Source organism: Marichromatium gracile (assembly GCF_004343155.1).
Lineage (GTDB): Bacteria > Pseudomonadota > Gammaproteobacteria > Chromatiales > Chromatiaceae > Marichromatium > Marichromatium gracile.
On sequence record NZ_SMDC01000001.1, the window covers coordinates 267,068 to 282,410 of the forward strand.

Consider the following 15,343-nt stretch of genomic DNA (forward strand, 5'->3'; position numbering starts at 1 on the left):
TGATATGGAAGCCCTGATCTCCATCCTCATCGGCCTGCTCACCGCCTGCGGGGTCTATCTGGTGCTGCGCGCCCGGACCTTCCCGGTGGTGATGGGCCTGACCCTGCTCTCCTACGGGGTCAACCTGTTCCTCTTCGCCACCGGCCGACTGACCATCGGTCAGCCGGCGGTGATCGACGCCCAGGCGCCGGGCTACGCCGACCCGCTGCCCCAGGCGCTGGTGCTCACCGCCATCGTCATCAGCTTCGCGATGACCGCCTTCGTGATCATGCTCTCGCTCAAGGCCCGCGCCGAGCTCGGCAACGACCATGTCGACGGTCACGCCGACGAGGAGGGACGCGCGTGAGTCATCTGGTGATCCTCCCGCTGCTGCTGCCGCTGCTCGCCGGTGCCCTGTTGCTGCTGGTGCGCCGCGCCCTGCCGCTGACGGTGCGTCGGCGACTCAACCTGGTGGCGGTACTCGCCCAGGTCGGGGTGGCGCTGGCGCTGCTGCTCGCCGTCGCCGACGGCAGCGTGCTGACCTACCAGCTCGGTGACTGGCCGGCGCCCTATGGCATCGTCCTGGTGGCCGACCGGCTCAGCGCCTGGATGGTGTTGCTGACCGCCTTGCTCGCGCTGTTCGCGCTGCTCTACGCGATCCGCGGCACCGATGCCGGCAGCCGTCACTTCCAGCCGCTGTTCCAGCTGCAGCTGTTCGGACTCTGCGGCGCCTTTCTCACCGGCGACCTGTTCAACCTGTTCGTCTTCTTCGAGGTGCTGCTGCTGGCCTCCTACGGCCTGCTGCTGCACGGCGGCGGTGCCGAGCGGACCCGCGCCGGACTGCACTTCGTGGTGGTCAACCTGGTCGGCTCGACGCTGTTCCTGTTCGCCGCCGGGACCCTCTACGGCGTCACCGGGACGCTCAACATGGCCGATCTGGCCGGCAAGCTCGCCGCCCTCGGCCCCGACGAACTCGGACTGGCTCGTGCCGGCGCGCTGCTGCTGTTCGCGGTGTTCGCGCTCAAGGCCGCACTCTTCCCGCTCTATCTGTGGCTGCCCACGGCCTATGCCGCGACCTCGGCGCCGGTGGCGGCGCTGTTCGCGGTGATGACCAAGGTCGGGATCTACGCCATCCTGCGCATCCAGACGCTGTGGTTCGGTGATGGCGCCGGGGAGTTGGCCGGGCTGCTCGATCCCTGGCTGTTGCCGCTGGCGCTGGTGACCATGGCGCTCGGCAGCCTCGGTGCCCTGGCGAGCACCACGCTGCGGATCCAGATCGGCTATCTGGTGCTGGTCTCGATCGGGGTGCTGCTGACCGCCATCGCACTCGGCGATCGCGACAGCATCGCCGCCGCACTCTACTATCTGGTCCACACCACGCTCGCCACCGGCGCCTTCTATCTGCTCGCCGAAGGCATCGCCCGACGCCGCGGCGCAGCCGGCGACCGCCTGATCGACGCCCCGACGATGCCCCATGCCGGACAGGTCGGCACGCTCTTCTTCATCGCCGCGATCCTGGTGGCGGGGCTACCGCCCTTCTCCGGCTTCCTCGGCAAGCTGATGGTGCTGCGCGCCGCGCTCGACGACCCGGCGATGGCCTGGATCCTCGCCGTGGTGCTGACCTCGGGGCTGCTCGGCATCGTCGCCCTGGCGCGCAGCGGCAGCCTGCTGCTGCTGCGCGCCGGTCCCGGCGAGCCGCCAGCGGCCACGCCCGGTCGCGCCGAGCTGCTGCCCGCCACCGCGCTGCTCGCGCTGTGCATCGGGCTGACGCTGGGGGCCGGTCCGCTCAGCGCCTTCACCCAGGCCACCGCCGAGCAGCTGCTCGTGCCCGAACACTATGTCGAGACGGTGCTCGGCGGCGACATGGAGGCCCATGCACGATGAAGCTGCGACTGCTGCCCCATCCATTGCTCACCCCGGCGCTGACGGTGATCTGGCTGCTGCTGGTCAACAGCCTGTCGTTCGGCCACGTGCTGCTCGGCCTGCTGCTCGGCTGGCTGATCCCGATCTTCACCCTGCGCTTCTGGCCCGATCGGGTACGGGTGCACAAGCCGCTGACCCTGCTGCGCTTCGTGCTGGTGCTGCTCTATGACATCCTCGTCGCCAACCTGGGGGTGGCCTGGCTGATCGTGCGCGGCCCGCGCCGGGTGAAGCCGGGCTTCGTCGAGGTGCCCTTGGCGCTGCGCTCGGAACTCGGTATCAGCCTGCTGGCCAACACCATCTCGCTGACCCCGGGGACGGTCTCGGCCTGGCTGAGTCCGGATCGCGCCACGCTGGTGGTGCACGCGCTCGACGTCGACGATCCCGAAGCGCTGGTCGCGACCATCAAGCACCGCTATGAAACCCCCTTGCAGGAGGTCTTCGAACCATGCTGAGCACCGCTGTGAGTATCGCCTTCCTGCTGGTGGCCGCGGCCTTCGTGATGGCCCTGCTGCGCCTGCTCTACGGCCCTGACCAGCCGGACCGCATCCTCGCCCTCGACACCCTGTACGTGAACACCGTGGCGTTGCTGGTGCTGCTCGGCATCCATCTCGGCAGCGCGCTCTATTTCGAGGCCGCGCTGCTGATCGCGATGATGGGGTTCGTCGGCACCGTGGCGCTGTGCAAGTATCTGTTGCGCGGCGATATCATCGAGTGAGGCCAAGATGCTCGAAATCATCCTCTCGGCGCTGATCCTGATCGGCGCGCTCTTCACCTTCATCGGCTCGCTCGGACTGGCGCGGCTCGAGGACTTCTACACCCGGCTGCACGGCCCGACCAAGGCCACCACGCTCGGTGTCGGCAGCCTGCTGATCGCCTCGATGGTCTATTTCAGCACCCGCGGCGAGGGGCTGAGCCTGCACGAGCTGCTGGTGACGCTGTTTCTCTTCATCACCGCGCCGGTGAGCGCCCATCTGCTGGCCAAGGCCGCGCTGCACCTGCGGCTGCGCTCGATCGCACCGGTACCGCAGCGCACCGAGGCCAGCGATCCGCGCCAGGCCAATGCCGCCGAGGACTCAGCCACCCCGCCTCAGGGCTAGCAGGAAGCGCTCGATCGCCGCCCTCTCGAGCGGGCGCGAGAACAGATAGCCCTGTCCGGTATGACAGCCCTCGCGGGTGAGGAAGTCCTGCTGTTCGCGCGTCTCCACCCCCTCGGCCAGCACCTCCAGCGAGAGGCTGCTGGCGAGCGCGATGATCGCCTTGGCGATGGCCACGTCGTTGGCGTCGTCGGGGATGTCGGAGACGAAGGACTTGTCGATCTTGAGCTTGGTGAGCGGCAGTCGCTTGAGCTGGATCAGCGAGGAGTAGCCGGTCCCGAAGTCGTCGATGGCGATCTTCACGCCGAGCGCGCGCAGTGCGCCGAGCACGTGTCGGGTGCGCTCGATCGAGCGCATCATCGTCGACTCGGTGATCTCCAGCTCGAGTCCCGCCGGGGACAGACCGGTGCGGGTGAGGATACCGCCGACCATCTCGCTGAGCGCGTGCTGATCGAACTGCTTGGGCGAGAGGTTGACGCTGATCAGCACCCCCTCGTCGAGCAGCCCGCCCTGCTGCCAGGCACGCATCTGGGTGCAGGCATGCTCGAGGATCCACTCACCCATGACGATGATGATCCCCGACTCCTCGGCCAGGGGGATGAACTTGCCGGGCGAGACCAGCCCCATCTCGGGATGACGCCAACGCACCAACGCCTCGAGCCCGCGTAGCTCGCCGCTCACCAGGTCGAGCTGCGGCTGGTAGAAGAGTTCGAGCTCATTCCGCTCCAGGGCACGGTGCAGGCTCGATTCGAGCAGCACGCGTTCGAAGGCGCGCGCGGTGAGCTCCTCGGAGTAGTAGCGGAAGCCGTTGCGGCCCTCGTCCTTGGCGCGATACATGGCCGCGTCGGCATTGCGCACCAGGTCCTCGGCGCGCGCGCCGTGCTCGGGATAGAGGCTGATGCCGATGCTCGCGCCGAGAAACACCGAGTGCTCACCGACCTCGAAGGGATCCTTGAACAGTTGCAGGATGGCGCGTGCCACCCGTGCCGCGTCGTCCTGATGGGCGATGCCGTTGAGGATCAGGGTGAACTCGTCGCCGCCCATCCGCGCCAGGGTATCGCCCTCGCGAAACTGCGCCCGCAGCCGCCCCGCCACCACCTTGAGCACCTGATCGCCATAGCTGTGATCAAAGCTATCGTTGACATGCTTGAAGCCGTCGAGATCGATGAACAGCACCGCCAGCCGGGTGTGCTCGCGGTGCGCCAGTCGGATCGACTGCTCGAGCCGGTCGGCGAACAGCAGCCGGTTGGGCAGCCCGGTGAGCGGGTCGTGATGGGCGAGGTGGGCATAGCTGTTCTCGCGCTCGCGCAATCGGTCGAGCAGTTCGAGATGGTCGCTGATGTCGCGCGACACCTCGATGATGCCGATCACCTCGCCGGCGTCGTCGAGCAGCGGACTGGCAGCGACCTCGAACTGACGCACGCCGCCGTCGGGCAACCGATGGTGGCGCAGCATCTTGCACGGCTCACCGCTCTCGAGGATGGCGTGCAATGGACACAGCGGATCCTCGGGCAGGCAGGGATGGGGGGCGAGCTGGTAGCAGCCGCACTCGTGCAGTTCGGCATCATCGACCGCGGCGAGACGCTGGGCGACGCGATTCATCCGCAGCACGCGGTGATCGGCCCCGATCACCATGATCGGATCGTCGATACCGTCGATCACGTGCTGCAGGAATGCACGCTCCTCGTGCAACGCGCGCTCGGCGAGCCGGCGCTCGGTGACGTCCTCGCCCGATGACAGGGTGCCGATCACCGTGCCCTCGCCATCGCGCACCAGGTTGTGGTGCCAGGCGATCAGCCGCTCCTCGCCACGCGCGGTCAGGATCGGACCATCGGTCAGGGCGGTCTCCGGATGGGCGCCCGAGAGCATCTTGCGAAACAGCCCGTGACGCCGCTCGCGCTCGCCCGGCGGCAGGAAGCGGGCGAACCAGTCGAGCCCGATCAGCTCCGACTCGGCACAACCGAGCACGTTACAGCCACGCGGGTTGACCGAGAGGATGTGGCCGTCGAGGTCGAGTGCGAGGAACATCACCCCGGCGATGTCGAGATACTGCTTGGCACGGTTGCGCTCGGTCTCGGCCTGACGCTGTGCCTGCTTGAGCGCGGAGATGTCGATCTGGGTGCCGACCATGCGCAGCGCGCGACCGCGCTGGTCGCGTACCAGATAGGCGCGGGACAGGACATCGACCCAATGGCCCTCCTTGTGACGCATCCGCATCTCGAGGTTGAAGTCGTCGCAGCGTCCACTCATGTAGTCGCGCAGCCGGCGCCAGCAGCGCTCGCGATCCCTGGGGTCGACCAGCCGCTCCCAGGTCTCGAGCCGGTCGGGCAGTTCGCGCTCGGCGTAGCCGAGCATCGATTTCCAGCGCGCCGACAGATAGATCTGCCGGGTGCGCATGTCCCAGTCGAACAGCCCGGCATCGCTGCCGCGCATCGCCAGTGCAAAACGCTCCTCACTGTCGCGCAGCGCACGCTCGTAGCAGTCGCGTTCGGTGATGTCGCGCCCGAGCACGATCAACCCCTTGCGTCGGCCGTCGTCCTCGAACACCGGCACCTTGATCACGTCGTAGACCTTGGTCACCCCGTCCGGTCGGGTGATCCGCTCCTCGGCGCGCGACAGCCGGCCGGCGCACCAGGCGATCTCGTCGCTCGACTCACAGGCGAGGAAGGCGTCGCGGTAGCAGGGATCGGTGAACTCGGCCAGCTCGGCGTCGGTCTTGCCGCGATAGTCGACGGTGGTGAGCGAGAACAGCGCGAGATCGGCGTCGTTGGCCTCCAGCCAGCGTCCCTCGCCGTCCTTGAAGCAGATGATGTCGGGGGTGGCGTTGATCAGCGAGCGCAACCGCTGTTCGCTCTCACGCAGCGCCAGCTCGACCGCGCTGCGAGGAGCAACCTCAAGGGCGAAGGCGCACACCAGGGGCTGACCGTCGCACTCGACCAGAGACAGCGTCACCTCGACGGCACAGTCCTCGCCCTCGACGCGCCGGTGTACGCCCTCACGCCGCTCGTGACGCGCCTGATGCAGACGCGCGACGAGCACCGACCAAGCCGCGGCATCGAGACTCATGTCGATGCTGGCGACCGGCTGGCCGATCAGCCGCTCGCGCCCCACGCCGGTCAACCGCTCGACGGTGGTATTGACCTCGATCAGTCGACCGTCGAGACCGGCCCAGTAGATCTCCAGGGCCGTCTGGTCGATGGCGGCTTGCGCCATGTCTTGTCGCAGCATACCTCGGCTCCGGCGCGCGCGGATGCGCTCAGTGCGTCCCGGATCGACCGTACGCGCAGCGGCTTCGCCTCCAGCCCGTCTGTCTCGACAGCGGGATCGAGCCGGGCACGGCCACCATCCTTGTACGCCGAGGCGAAACGTGCGGAGTGGAGATCCAGACACGCGTGTCAGATAGCGGGCAGAGACGACGGCTGCGCCTCGCCCAAGGGCGCTCACTCCGGGTCGCGGGCCGTCGCCTCGGTCCAGCGCCGCGCCGCGACCTCATCGCTGTCACGGGCCTCGACCCAGCGTTCAGCCGTACCGCTCGTCTCCTTTTTCCACAGCGGGACACGGGTCTTGAGGGCGTCGATCAGGAACTCACAGGCGCGAAAGGCCGCCGCGCGATGCGCGCTGCTCACCCCGACGAAGACGATCGGATCACCCGGGGCGAGCCAACCGACCCGGTGCACCAAGATCAGAGCGGTCAATGGCCAATGCTGCTCGGCCTGCGCGGCGAGCGCATCGAGCGCCTGCTCGGTCATGCCCGGGTAGTGCTCGAGGAACATGCCGTCGACCGCACCCTCGGCGCCGAACTCGCGCATCAGCCCGGTGAAGCTCACCACCGCGCCGACCCGTCCGTCGGTGTCGTTGAACACGGCCTGCTCGGCCAGTGGGTCGAGCGGCTCGTGCTGTACCCTGACCTGTCGCATCGGCGCCTCCGCCTCAACCGATCGGGGCCACTCCCAGCAGCGCCCGATGCAGCCAGAACATGAACGCAAGATAGAGTACCAGACCGCCGACGATGGCGAGTGCATCGTTGACGGGCGAGGCCGGCATGCCATAGACCCTGGGCGCCGCACGACGCTTGAGCGAGATGCGATCGGCCACCGCCCAGGCGAGGAAGCCGCCAAACAGCAGCACATCGGCCAGGGTACCGTTGGCCAGCAGGTGCGCCAGCGCCCACAGCTTCACCGCAACCAGCATCGGGTGCTTGAGGGTGTGCTGGATGCGCCCCGGCAGATAGGCCGCGAGCAGCAGGGTGAACACCGGCAGCATCAGCAGCAGATTGATATGACGCAGCCAGACCGGCGGGTCATAGAGCGGGATCGGCGCCTGACGCGCCAACCCGTAGCCCCACACCAGCACCAGGAAGCCGAACAGCGCAAACAGCGCGTAGAGCGCCTTCCACGGCAACTCACCGATACGCGCCACCGCGCGCGCGCGCCACTCGGGGGCGAAGATGGACACCGAGTGCCCACCGAGAAAGAGGACCAGACCCAGGATCAGGATCGCCATGCGCAACATCTCCTTCGAGCATCAGAAGCGGATGCAGATCCTATGCGATTGTCGGGCGATCGAGAAACCCGTGTGTCGGGGGAGCAGGCGTCAGTCGTCAGCCACCAGCGGTCAGCTTCCAGCCACCAGTGGGCGCGCATGCTCGACATTTGGTTGGCTAGCTCCCCGCTGGTGGCTAACAACTGACCGCTGGCGGCTGATCGCTGGCGGCTGATCGCTGGCGGCTGACGACTGACGACTGACGACTGGAAGCTGACCGCTGGCGGCTGGAAACTGACCGCTGGCGGCTGGAAGCTGAAACTCAGCCCCGCACCGCGCTGGCGCAGAACATCGAGTAGCGGCGCTCGACCCCGGCGGCATCGGGCTTGACCAGGCGGTGCGCGGTCTCCACCCGGATCCGTTCCAGACCGGCGGCGGCGAGCGTCTCGGCGATCCACTCACGCTCGAAGCCGTGGTGACAGACGCCCTCGTGATCGGCGTGGAAGCTGCCGTCCTCGCAATCGAGGTCGACCAGGAAGAGCGTTCCGCCCGGGACCAGGAGGCCGGCAAGGCGCGCGATCATGGCACCGACGTCGGGCACGTGATGCAGCGCCATCGCCGAGTGGATCAGATCGAAGTCGCTGGCCGGGGCCGGCTCGTCGACCAGATCGACCTGGCGGATGCGGAGGTTGTCGACCCCGGCGGCGCGCCGCTTGGCCTCGAGTTCGGCGAGCATGCCGGGGCTGCTGTCCCAGCCCTCGACCTCGGCCACCTCGGCGGCGAGCGCGAGCGCCGCCAGACCGGTGCCGCAACCGTAGTCGAGCACCCGCATCCCCGGACGCGGCGCGCAATGACCGGCCAGGGCGAGACGGACCGCCCGTGCAAGCTCCCGGATCAACGGGTTGTCGTCCCAGGTCGCGGCGACCTGCTCGAAATCGGTCCGTGGGTAGGGGTTGGACATGATGATGATCTCCGGTGGATGAGGACGATCTCCAGACTAGCCGACGACCGTCTCGCCACACCTTCATCACCGACGCAACATCCGTCACCCGTGCCGCAATCGCGCCCGATAGCGACGCGGCGAACAGTCCTCGGCGACACGGAAGCGCGAGGCCAGGTGCGACGGCGAGGCGAAGCCGCACTCGGCGGCGACCTCGGTGATCGAGCGCTCGGTGTGCGCCAGCAGGGCGCGGGCCCGGGCCAGACGCGAACGATAGATCAGCTCGCGCGGACTGCAGCCGAGCCGGGCCCGCAGCAGCCGGTCGAGGGTGGCGCACGAGACCCCGAGATGGGCGGCGATCCGCGCGCGCGAGAGCGGCTCGGCGAGATGGGTCTCGACATAGACCACCGCCTGCTCGACCAGTCGCGCGGTCCGTGCGCTGGCCGGGCGCTCGGCCAGCGCGCGCAGACAGAGACGCGTCAGCTGCTCGGCGAGCAGGCGCAGCATCGCCTCGCGACCCGGCAACCGACCGAGATGCTCGCGGGCGAGCCGCTCGGCGACCGCGAGCACCTCGTGTCCCTCGATCGGCAGGAGCAGCGGCGCCCGCAGCGCCTCGGGGTCGAGCCCCTGGGTGCCGGCCAGCGCGGCGAGCCAGTCGTCCTCGACCAGCAGTACCAACTGGGTCGGCACGCCGCACTGCGACAGTGGCCGATGCAGCCGCGCCGGCGGCAGCATCAGCAGGCGACCGCGCTCGACGCGCACGCGCCGCCCCTCGACCTCCATCCACTGATCGCCGTCGAGCACCACCAGCAACAACCATTGCGGATGACGATGCGGCGTCGCCACGGGCGCTCCGGGGTCGACGACGGGCGCGGCATCGGCGATCAGCAGCGACAGCTCGGGACAGTCGAAGGTGCGGCACGCACAGCGTGCCTGGAAGCGATTCGTCGCGCCCTCAGCCGTCGCGAGCGGCGCGGCTGAGCAGGGTGTCGAGGGCATTGGCGAAGGCCTGACGATCGCGCGCATCGAGCGCCGCCGGTCCCCCGGTCTGGACGCCACTGGAGCGCAGCGTCTCCATGAAGTCGCGCATGTTCAACCGCTCACCGATGTTGTGCGCGGTGTAGCGCTCACCACGCGGATCGAGCACCTCGGCGCCCTTGGCGATGGCCTCGGCGGCGAGCGGGATATCGGCGGTGATCACCAGGTCACCGGCGCTGACCCGGCGCACGATCTCGGCATCGGCCTGATCGAACCCGGCGCCGACCCGGATCGAGCGGATCCAGCGCGAGGGCGGCGTGTTCAGCGACTGGTTGGCGACCAGGGTGAGCGCCACCCCACAGCGCTCGGCGGCGCGGTAGAGGATGTCGCGGATCACCCGTGGACAGGCGTCGGCGTCGACCCAGATGTGCATCCCGTCTCCTGTACCAGTACCCAGGGCGCGATCACCAGCGCCCAGACCTCGGTATCGCGCGCGAACCAGTCGCGTGCCTCGGCGTCCGGGATCGGGCCGACCTCGCCGGCCTCGATCGCCGCGCCCAGCGCAGCGGTATCGTCGCGGGCGATACCCAGCGCGGTCTCGATCAGATCCAGCCCGACGGCGACGCGGATCACCTTGCCCTGGGCGAAGAAGCGTTGCAGCGACGACCAGGGCGCGCGGGCCGTCTCCTGGTTGAGCTTGGCGCGGAGCAGCGCATCGTCCTGCTCCAGCGGGGTGCCGTCGACGACGGCGGGGTCTTGCTGTGTCACGCGGGGTCGACCTCGTGGAATGACGTGGGGACGCCGCGCGAGGGGCGGCGTCGTTGCAATGGTTCGGCCCGACGTCGCAACGCCGGACCGAGATGGATCAGGCGGCGCTGACCTCACGGTCGGCGGTATCGCCGCGCGCGCCCGCCTCCGGGGCCTCGGCCCGTGACTCGCGCACCAGGATCAGGCCACCGAGCGGGGGCAAGGCGATCGGGATCGAGTAGGGACGCCCCATCCAGCTCACCGCCTCGGTCTCGACGCCACCCTGGTTGCCGACGTTGCTGCCGCCATAGAGCTCGGCGTCGGAGTTGATCAGCTCGCGATAGAAACCGGCCTCGGGGACGCCGATGCGATAACACTCGCGCGGCACCGGGGTGAAGTTGAACACCCCCACCGCCAGGGTCTCGCCGTTGCGGTCCTTGCGCAGATAGCTCAGCACCGACTGCGAGCTGTCGTGACAGTCGATCCACTCGAAGCCCTCGCTGGCGAAGTCCTGCTGATGGAGCGCCGGCAGCGTGCGATAACAGTGGTTGAGGTCGGTCACCAGACGCTTGATGCCCTGGTGCTGCGGCCGCTCGAGCAGCTCCCAGTCGAGCGCGTCGTCGAAGCGCCACTCGCGCCCCTGGGCGAACTCGCAGCCCTGGAACAACAGCTTCTTGCCCGGATAGCTGAACATCAGGGTATAGAGCAGGCGCAGACTGGCAAACTTCTGCCAGCCGTCGCCCGGCATCTTGTCGATCATCGAGCCCTTGCCGTGCACCACCTCGTCGTGTGAGAAGGGCAGCACGAAGTTCTCGGTGAAGGCATAGAGCAGCCCGAAGGTGAGCAGGTCGTGATGGAAGTGGCGATAGATCGGGTCCTTGGACATGTAGGACAGGGTGTCGTGCATCCACCCCATGTTCCACTTCATGCTGAAGCCGAGCCCGCCGAGATAGGTCGGGCGCGACACCGCCGGCCAGGAGGTCGACTCCTCGGCGATCATCAGGGTGCCGGGATGACGCTCGTGGGCCACCCGGTTGAGCTCGCGCAGGAACTCCACCGCCTCCAGATTCTCGTTGCCGCCGTACTTGTTGGGGATCCACTCGCCGGCGTCGCGCGAGTAGTCGAGATAGAGCATGGAGGCCACGGCATCGACCCGCAGCCCGTCGAGATGGAACTCCTCGAGCCAGTAGAGCGCGCTCGAGAGCAGGAAGTTCTTCACCTCGTTGCGACCGAAGTTGAAGATCAGCGTGCCCCAGTCCTTGTGCTCGCCGAGCCGTGGATCGGCATGCTCGTAGAGCGCGGTGCCGTCAAAGCGCGCCAGGGCGTAGGCGTCCTTGGGGAAGTGCGCCGGCACCCAGTCGAGCAGCACGCCGATGCCGCGCTGATGCAGATGATCGACAAAGAAGCGGAAGTCGTCGGGCGAGCCGAAGCGCGAGGTCGGAGCGAAATAGCCGGTGCACTGATAGCCCCAGGAGGCATCGAGCGGGTGCTCGGTGATCGGCAGCAGCTCGACATGGGTGAAACCGAGCGCCTCGACATAGTCGCCGATCTGCTTGGCCAGCACGCGATAGTTGAGAAAACCGCCGTCGGCATCACGTTGCCAGGAACCGAGATGCACCTCGTAGACCGAAAACGGGCGCTGCTGCCAGTCGGCCTCGGCGCGGGCGCGCATCCAGCCGGCGTCACCCCAGCGATAGCGGGTCTCCGGGCAGAGATGGCCGGCGGTCTCGGGCCGCTCCTGGAAGGCCTGGGCATAGGGGTCGATCTTGACCTGGACGTTACCTTGGCGGTCGCGGATCTCGTACTTGTAGAGCCCGCCGGGACCGAGTTCGGGGATGAACAGCTCCCACACCCCGGAGCCACCGCGCACCCGCATCGGATGGGCGCGCCCGTCCCAGGCGTTGAAGTCGCCGACCACGCTCACCCGCGCGGCATTCGGCGCCCACACCGCGAAACGCACCCCGGCGATGCCGTCGACCTGGTGGAGATGCGCGCCGAGAAAACGATAGGCGTGCCAGTGACGCCCCTCGCCGAACAGATGAAGGTCGAAGTCGCCGAGCTGCGGCGGGAGGCAGTAGGGGTCGTGGGTGCGATGCACCGCCCCGGAGGCGTCTTCCCACTCGAGCTGATAGCACTCTGGCAACGCCTCGGGCAGGCCACGCCAGATGAACAGGTCGGTACCCTCGATCCGGGTCATCGCGGCAGCGGCCTCGACCAGCCGCACCCGCTCGGCGCGCGGCAGGAAGACACGCACCACCAGATCGCCATCCTCGTCGAGATGGCGACCGAGCACGCTGAAGGGATCGTGATGACGCGCCTCGACGATGCGTTGCAGGGGATCGGGAAGGGCCCGCGCGGCCTGGGTTGCGGTTGCCATATCGCTGATCTTCCTCCGCTGTCTAGCTGTGGTCGGGGTCAGTGACGGGCCCGCCGCCGGGGCCGCTGACCAGTCGAGACTGGGAACGCACGTCACCGCGCGAGCCTCGCCCGATACTCAGCAAAGATCGGGGAAATGGCTCGACGAACACGGCTCGATCCGCTCTGAAGAACGCCCTCGATGGTATCATAAGGGCACTGCTTAACATGCGGTTGCCTCAAGATTTCAGGAGGATTTCATGCCCCACAGCAACCCCCGTTTCATCAGCCGTCTCACCCGCAATACCCTGGCGCTGATCTTGGCTGGCGGACGGGGATCCCGCCTCAAGCAGCTCACCACCTGGCGCTCCAAGCCTGCGGTGCCCTTCGGCGGCAAGTTCCGCATCATCGACTTCCCGCTGTCGAACTGCATCAACTCGGGGATCCGTCGCATCGGCGTGCTCACCCAGTACAAGGCGCATTCGCTGATCCTGCACATCCAGAAGGGCTGGGGCTTCCTGCGTGGCGAGTTCGGCGAGTTCGTCGAGCTGTGGCCGGCGCAGCAGCGCGTGACCGAGAACTCCTGGTACGCCGGCACCGCCGATGCGGTCTACCAGAACCTCGATATCATCCGTGACCACGACCCCGACTATGTGCTGATCCTCGCCGGCGACCACATCTACAAGATGGACTACGGGGCGATGATCGCCTTCCACGTCGAGTCCGGCGCCGACATGACCGTCGGGTGTCTCGAGGTCGACACCGAGCGCGCCCGCGAGTTCGGGGTGATGGAGGTCGACGCCGGCCATCGGGTGCGCGGCTTCGAGGAGAAACCCGCCGAACCCAAGCCGATCCCCGGCGCCCCCGGGCGCTGCTTCGCCTCGATGGGGATCTATGTCTTCAACCGCGACTTCCTCTTCGAGCAGCTGCAGAAGGACGCCGACACCCGCGACTCGAGCCGCGACTTCGGCAAGGACATCATCCCTTCGGTGATCAAGCAGTATCGGGTGATGGCCTACACCTTCCGCGACCCGGTCAGCGGCGAGCAGGCCTACTGGCGCGACGTCGGTACCCTCGATGCCTTCTGGGCCGCCAATCTCGAGCTGATCGGCGTCACCCCACCGCTCAATCTCTACGACAAGGGATGGCCGATCTGGACCTATCAGGAACAATTGCCCCCGGCCAAGTTCGTCTTCGACGACGAGGACCGACGCGGCATGGCGGTCGATTCCATGGTCTCGGGCGGCTGCATCATCTCCGGGGCCAAGGTGAGTCACTCGCTGCTGTTCTCCAACGTGCGAGTGAACTCTTTCGCCTATGTCGAGGACTCAGTGGTGCTGCCCGACGTCGACATCGGTCGCAACTGCACCATCCGCAACGCCATCATCGAACGCTACTGCCAGCTCGAGGAGGGTACCGTGATCGGACTCGACCCCGAGGCCGATCGCCGCGCCGGCTACCAGGTCACCGACAGTGGCATCACCCTGGTGACCCCGGAGATGCTCGGGCAGAACGCCAACCACGTGCGATGAGGAACACAGAGCACATGCAGATCGAGATCAACGGCGACCGCACCGAGGTCGCCGAGGCCATCACCATGGCCGAGCTGCTCGAGCAGCTCGAACTCACCGGCAAGCGTCTCGCCGTCGAGGTCAACGCCGAGCTGGTGCCGCGCAGCCGCTTCGCCGAGCACCGCCTCGCCGCCGACGACCGGGTGGAGATCATCCACGCCGTCGGCGGCGGCTGAACGGCCACGCCGAGCCTGCCCCGGCGCCATCCTTGACTCACAGCTGCGGCCCTTTTGAATTTGCCTGCCACCGGCCGCATGCTGGTTCGTTTTCCACTTCACGCTTCGACACGGACCCTCATGACCACAGCGACCCAGAACCCAGACCGACTCGTCATCGCCGGCAAGGAGTACGGCTCCCGCCTGCTCGTCGGCACCGGTAAATACAAGGACATGGACGAGACCGCGCGCGCCATCGAGGCCAGCGGCGCCGAGATCGTCACGGTCGCGGTGCGTCGCACCAACCTCGGCCAGAACGCCGATGAGCCCAACATCCTCGACGTGCTGCCCCCGGAGCGCTACACCTACCTGCCCAACACCGCCGGTTGCTTCGATGTCGACACCGCGGTGCGCACCTGCCGCCTGGCACGCGAGCTGCTCGACGGCCACAAGCTGGTCAAGCTCGAGGTGCTCGGCGACCAGCAGACCCTGTTCCCCGATGTCATCGCCACCCTCAAGGCCGCCGAGATCCTCGTCGCCGACGGCTTCGACGTGATGGTCTACACCAACGACGACCCGATCGTCGCCCGCGAGCTGGAGGCCATCGGCTGCTGCGCGGTGATGCCGCTGGCCGCGCCGATCGGCTCGGGCCTGGGCATCCGCAACCCGCTCAACATCCGCACCATCGTCGAGAACGCCAAGGTGCCGGTGCTGGTCGACGCCGGCGTGGGCACCGCCTCCGACGCCGCCGAGGCGATGGAACTCGGCTGCGACGGCGTGCTGATGAACACCGCCATCGCCGCGGCCAAGGATCCGGTGCTGATGGCCGGAGCCATGCGCAAGGGCATCGAGGCCGGTCGCGAGGCCTATCTCGCCGGGCGCATGCCGGCCAAGCGCTTCGCCTCGGCCTCCTCGCCGATCGAGGGGCTGTTCTTCTGATCCCCGCCGACGGGCCGAGGCCCGTCGCCAGCGCGCCCGACCGGGCGCGCTGCCCCACCGACCGCCCGGCTCTTGGTATCCTGCGCATCCCGATCGTGCAGCGGAGCTGCGGCGCCATCGCCTCGAACCGCCAGGACGCAACACCCGCCCAGGGATCGCCCCGCCACGATCCATCCGGTC

At 67.9% G+C, this 15,343-nt stretch carries 16 protein-coding genes; 8 read left to right on the forward strand and 8 right to left on the reverse strand.

Going from position 1 to position 15,343, the window contains the following annotated elements; genetic code table 11:
- Positions 1-4: 4 nt before the first annotated feature.
- From EDC29_RS01225 to EDC29_RS01245, 5 genes are read left to right on the forward strand one after another with little or no spacing between them, the layout of a single operon-like run.
- On the forward strand, positions 5-346 hold the full coding sequence (locus tag EDC29_RS01225) for a Na+/H+ antiporter subunit C (protein WP_123139131.1): 342 nt from the start codon (positions 5-7) through the stop codon (positions 344-346).
- A complete protein-coding gene (locus tag EDC29_RS01230; RefSeq protein ID WP_123142172.1) occupies positions 343-1,863 on the forward strand; it encodes a monovalent cation/H+ antiporter subunit D in 1,521 nt (506 codons plus the stop codon). The genes EDC29_RS01225 and EDC29_RS01230 overlap by 4 nt, the downstream gene beginning before the upstream one ends.
- Positions 1,860-2,354: a Na+/H+ antiporter subunit E gene (locus EDC29_RS01235; protein WP_123139129.1), complete on the forward strand. Its 495-nt coding sequence runs from the start codon at positions 1,860-1,862 to the stop codon at positions 2,352-2,354. The genes EDC29_RS01230 and EDC29_RS01235 overlap by 4 nt, the downstream gene beginning before the upstream one ends.
- On the forward strand, positions 2,348-2,617 hold the full coding sequence (locus tag EDC29_RS01240; protein WP_005222186.1) for a K+/H+ antiporter subunit F: 270 nt from the start codon (positions 2,348-2,350) through the stop codon (positions 2,615-2,617). Before EDC29_RS01235 ends, EDC29_RS01240 begins: the two co-directional genes overlap by 7 nt.
- A gap of 7 nt (positions 2,618-2,624) precedes the next feature.
- The gene (locus EDC29_RS01245) at positions 2,625-2,999 is read left to right on the forward strand and encodes a Na+/H+ antiporter subunit G (RefSeq protein ID WP_123139128.1); all 375 of its coding nucleotides are present in this window, start codon (positions 2,625-2,627) and stop codon (positions 2,997-2,999) included.
- On the opposite strand, the gene EDC29_RS01250 is transcribed toward EDC29_RS01245, so the two are convergent.
- From EDC29_RS01250 to glgB, 8 genes are all read right to left on the reverse strand, one after another.
- Entirely contained in the window at positions 2,976-6,224 is a 3,249-nt protein-coding gene (locus EDC29_RS01250; protein WP_132228237.1) for a bifunctional diguanylate cyclase/phosphodiesterase, read from the reverse strand. The genes EDC29_RS01245 and EDC29_RS01250 overlap by 24 nt on opposite strands.
- 212 nt (positions 6,225-6,436) lie before the next feature.
- Positions 6,437-6,913 carry a molybdenum cofactor biosynthesis protein MoaE gene (locus tag EDC29_RS01255; protein ID WP_132228239.1) on the reverse strand — a complete coding sequence of 159 codons (477 nt, stop codon included), beginning with the start codon at positions 6,911-6,913 and terminating at the stop codon, positions 6,437-6,439.
- Positions 6,914-6,926: 13 nt separating this feature from the next.
- The gene (locus tag EDC29_RS01260) at positions 6,927-7,499 is read right to left on the reverse strand and encodes an NnrU family protein (RefSeq protein ID WP_132228241.1); all 573 of its coding nucleotides are present in this window, start codon (positions 7,497-7,499) and stop codon (positions 6,927-6,929) included.
- 301 nt (positions 7,500-7,800) lie between these two features.
- Positions 7,801-8,439: a class I SAM-dependent methyltransferase gene (locus tag EDC29_RS01270; RefSeq protein ID WP_132228243.1), complete on the reverse strand. Its 639-nt coding sequence runs from the start codon at positions 8,437-8,439 to the stop codon at positions 7,801-7,803.
- An 84-nt stretch (positions 8,440-8,523) separates the two neighbouring features.
- Entirely contained in the window at positions 8,524-9,444 is a 921-nt protein-coding gene (locus tag EDC29_RS01275; protein ID WP_132228245.1) for a helix-turn-helix domain-containing protein, read from the reverse strand.
- Entirely contained in the window at positions 9,374-9,829 is a 456-nt protein-coding gene (locus EDC29_RS01280) for a YaiI/YqxD family protein (RefSeq protein WP_123139122.1), read from the reverse strand. Before EDC29_RS01280 ends, EDC29_RS01275 begins: the two co-directional genes overlap by 71 nt.
- On the reverse strand, positions 9,790-10,164 hold the full coding sequence (locus EDC29_RS01285; protein ID WP_123139121.1) for a DUF2288 domain-containing protein: 375 nt from the start codon (positions 10,162-10,164) through the stop codon (positions 9,790-9,792). Before EDC29_RS01285 ends, EDC29_RS01280 begins: the two co-directional genes overlap by 40 nt.
- A 97-nt stretch (positions 10,165-10,261) precedes the next feature.
- Complete coding sequence (gene glgB / locus EDC29_RS01290; RefSeq protein ID WP_123139120.1) at positions 10,262-12,520, reverse strand: 1,4-alpha-glucan branching protein GlgB; 2,259 nt, start codon at positions 12,518-12,520, stop codon at positions 10,262-10,264.
- Between the two features lie 238 nt (positions 12,521-12,758).
- Between glgB and glgC the strand changes: the two genes are divergently transcribed.
- The 3 genes from glgC to EDC29_RS01305 all read left to right on the forward strand — a co-directional run bounded on the left by glgC (position 12,759) and on the right by EDC29_RS01305 (position 15,163).
- Positions 12,759-14,030 carry a glucose-1-phosphate adenylyltransferase gene (gene glgC / locus EDC29_RS01295; RefSeq protein ID WP_123139119.1) on the forward strand — a complete coding sequence of 424 codons (1,272 nt, stop codon included), beginning with the start codon at positions 12,759-12,761 and terminating at the stop codon, positions 14,028-14,030.
- Between the two features lie 14 nt (positions 14,031-14,044).
- Positions 14,045-14,245, forward strand: coding sequence for a sulfur carrier protein ThiS (gene thiS, locus EDC29_RS01300; protein WP_123139118.1), 201 nt, complete (start codon positions 14,045-14,047; stop codon positions 14,243-14,245).
- A 120-nt stretch (positions 14,246-14,365) separates the two neighbouring features.
- The gene (locus EDC29_RS01305) at positions 14,366-15,163 is read left to right on the forward strand and encodes a thiazole synthase (protein ID WP_123139117.1); all 798 of its coding nucleotides are present in this window, start codon (positions 14,366-14,368) and stop codon (positions 15,161-15,163) included.
- The last annotated feature ends 180 nt before the right edge of the window (positions 15,164-15,343 follow it).

Excerpts from the sequence above, each read along its gene's own strand:
- EDC29_RS01225 (WP_123139131.1), top strand. The coding sequence starts at position 5 with ATGGAAGCCCTGATCTCCATCCTCATCGGCCTGCTCACCGCCTGCGGG.
- EDC29_RS01235 (WP_123139129.1), top strand. The coding sequence starts at position 1,860 with ATGAAGCTGCGACTGCTGCCCCATCCATTGCTCACCCCGGCGCTGACG.
- EDC29_RS01240 (WP_005222186.1), top strand. The coding sequence starts at position 2,348 with ATGCTGAGCACCGCTGTGAGTATCGCCTTCCTGCTGGTGGCCGCGGCC.
- EDC29_RS01245 (WP_123139128.1), top strand. The coding sequence starts at position 2,625 with ATGCTCGAAATCATCCTCTCGGCGCTGATCCTGATCGGCGCGCTCTTC.
- EDC29_RS01250 (WP_132228237.1), bottom strand. The coding sequence starts at position 6,224 with ATGCTGCGACAAGACATGGCGCAAGCCGCCATCGACCAGACGGCCCTG.
- EDC29_RS01255 (WP_132228239.1), bottom strand. The coding sequence starts at position 6,913 with ATGCGACAGGTCAGGGTACAGCACGAGCCGCTCGACCCACTGGCCGAG.
- EDC29_RS01260 (WP_132228241.1), bottom strand. The coding sequence starts at position 7,499 with ATGGCGATCCTGATCCTGGGTCTGGTCCTCTTTCTCGGTGGGCACTCG.
- EDC29_RS01270 (WP_132228243.1), bottom strand. The coding sequence starts at position 8,439 with ATGTCCAACCCCTACCCACGGACCGATTTCGAGCAGGTCGCCGCGACC.
- EDC29_RS01275 (WP_132228245.1), bottom strand. The coding sequence starts at position 9,444 with ATGCGCGCGATCGTCAGGCCTTCGCCAATGCCCTCGACACCCTGCTCA.
- EDC29_RS01280 (WP_123139122.1), bottom strand. The coding sequence starts at position 9,829 with ATGCACATCTGGGTCGACGCCGACGCCTGTCCACGGGTGATCCGCGAC.
- glgB (WP_123139120.1), bottom strand. The coding sequence starts at position 12,520 with ATGGCAACCGCAACCCAGGCCGCGCGGGCCCTTCCCGATCCCCTGCAA.
- glgC (WP_123139119.1), top strand. The coding sequence starts at position 12,759 with ATGCCCCACAGCAACCCCCGTTTCATCAGCCGTCTCACCCGCAATACC.
- thiS (WP_123139118.1), top strand. The coding sequence starts at position 14,045 with ATGCAGATCGAGATCAACGGCGACCGCACCGAGGTCGCCGAGGCCATC.
- EDC29_RS01305 (WP_123139117.1), top strand. The coding sequence starts at position 14,366 with ATGACCACAGCGACCCAGAACCCAGACCGACTCGTCATCGCCGGCAAG.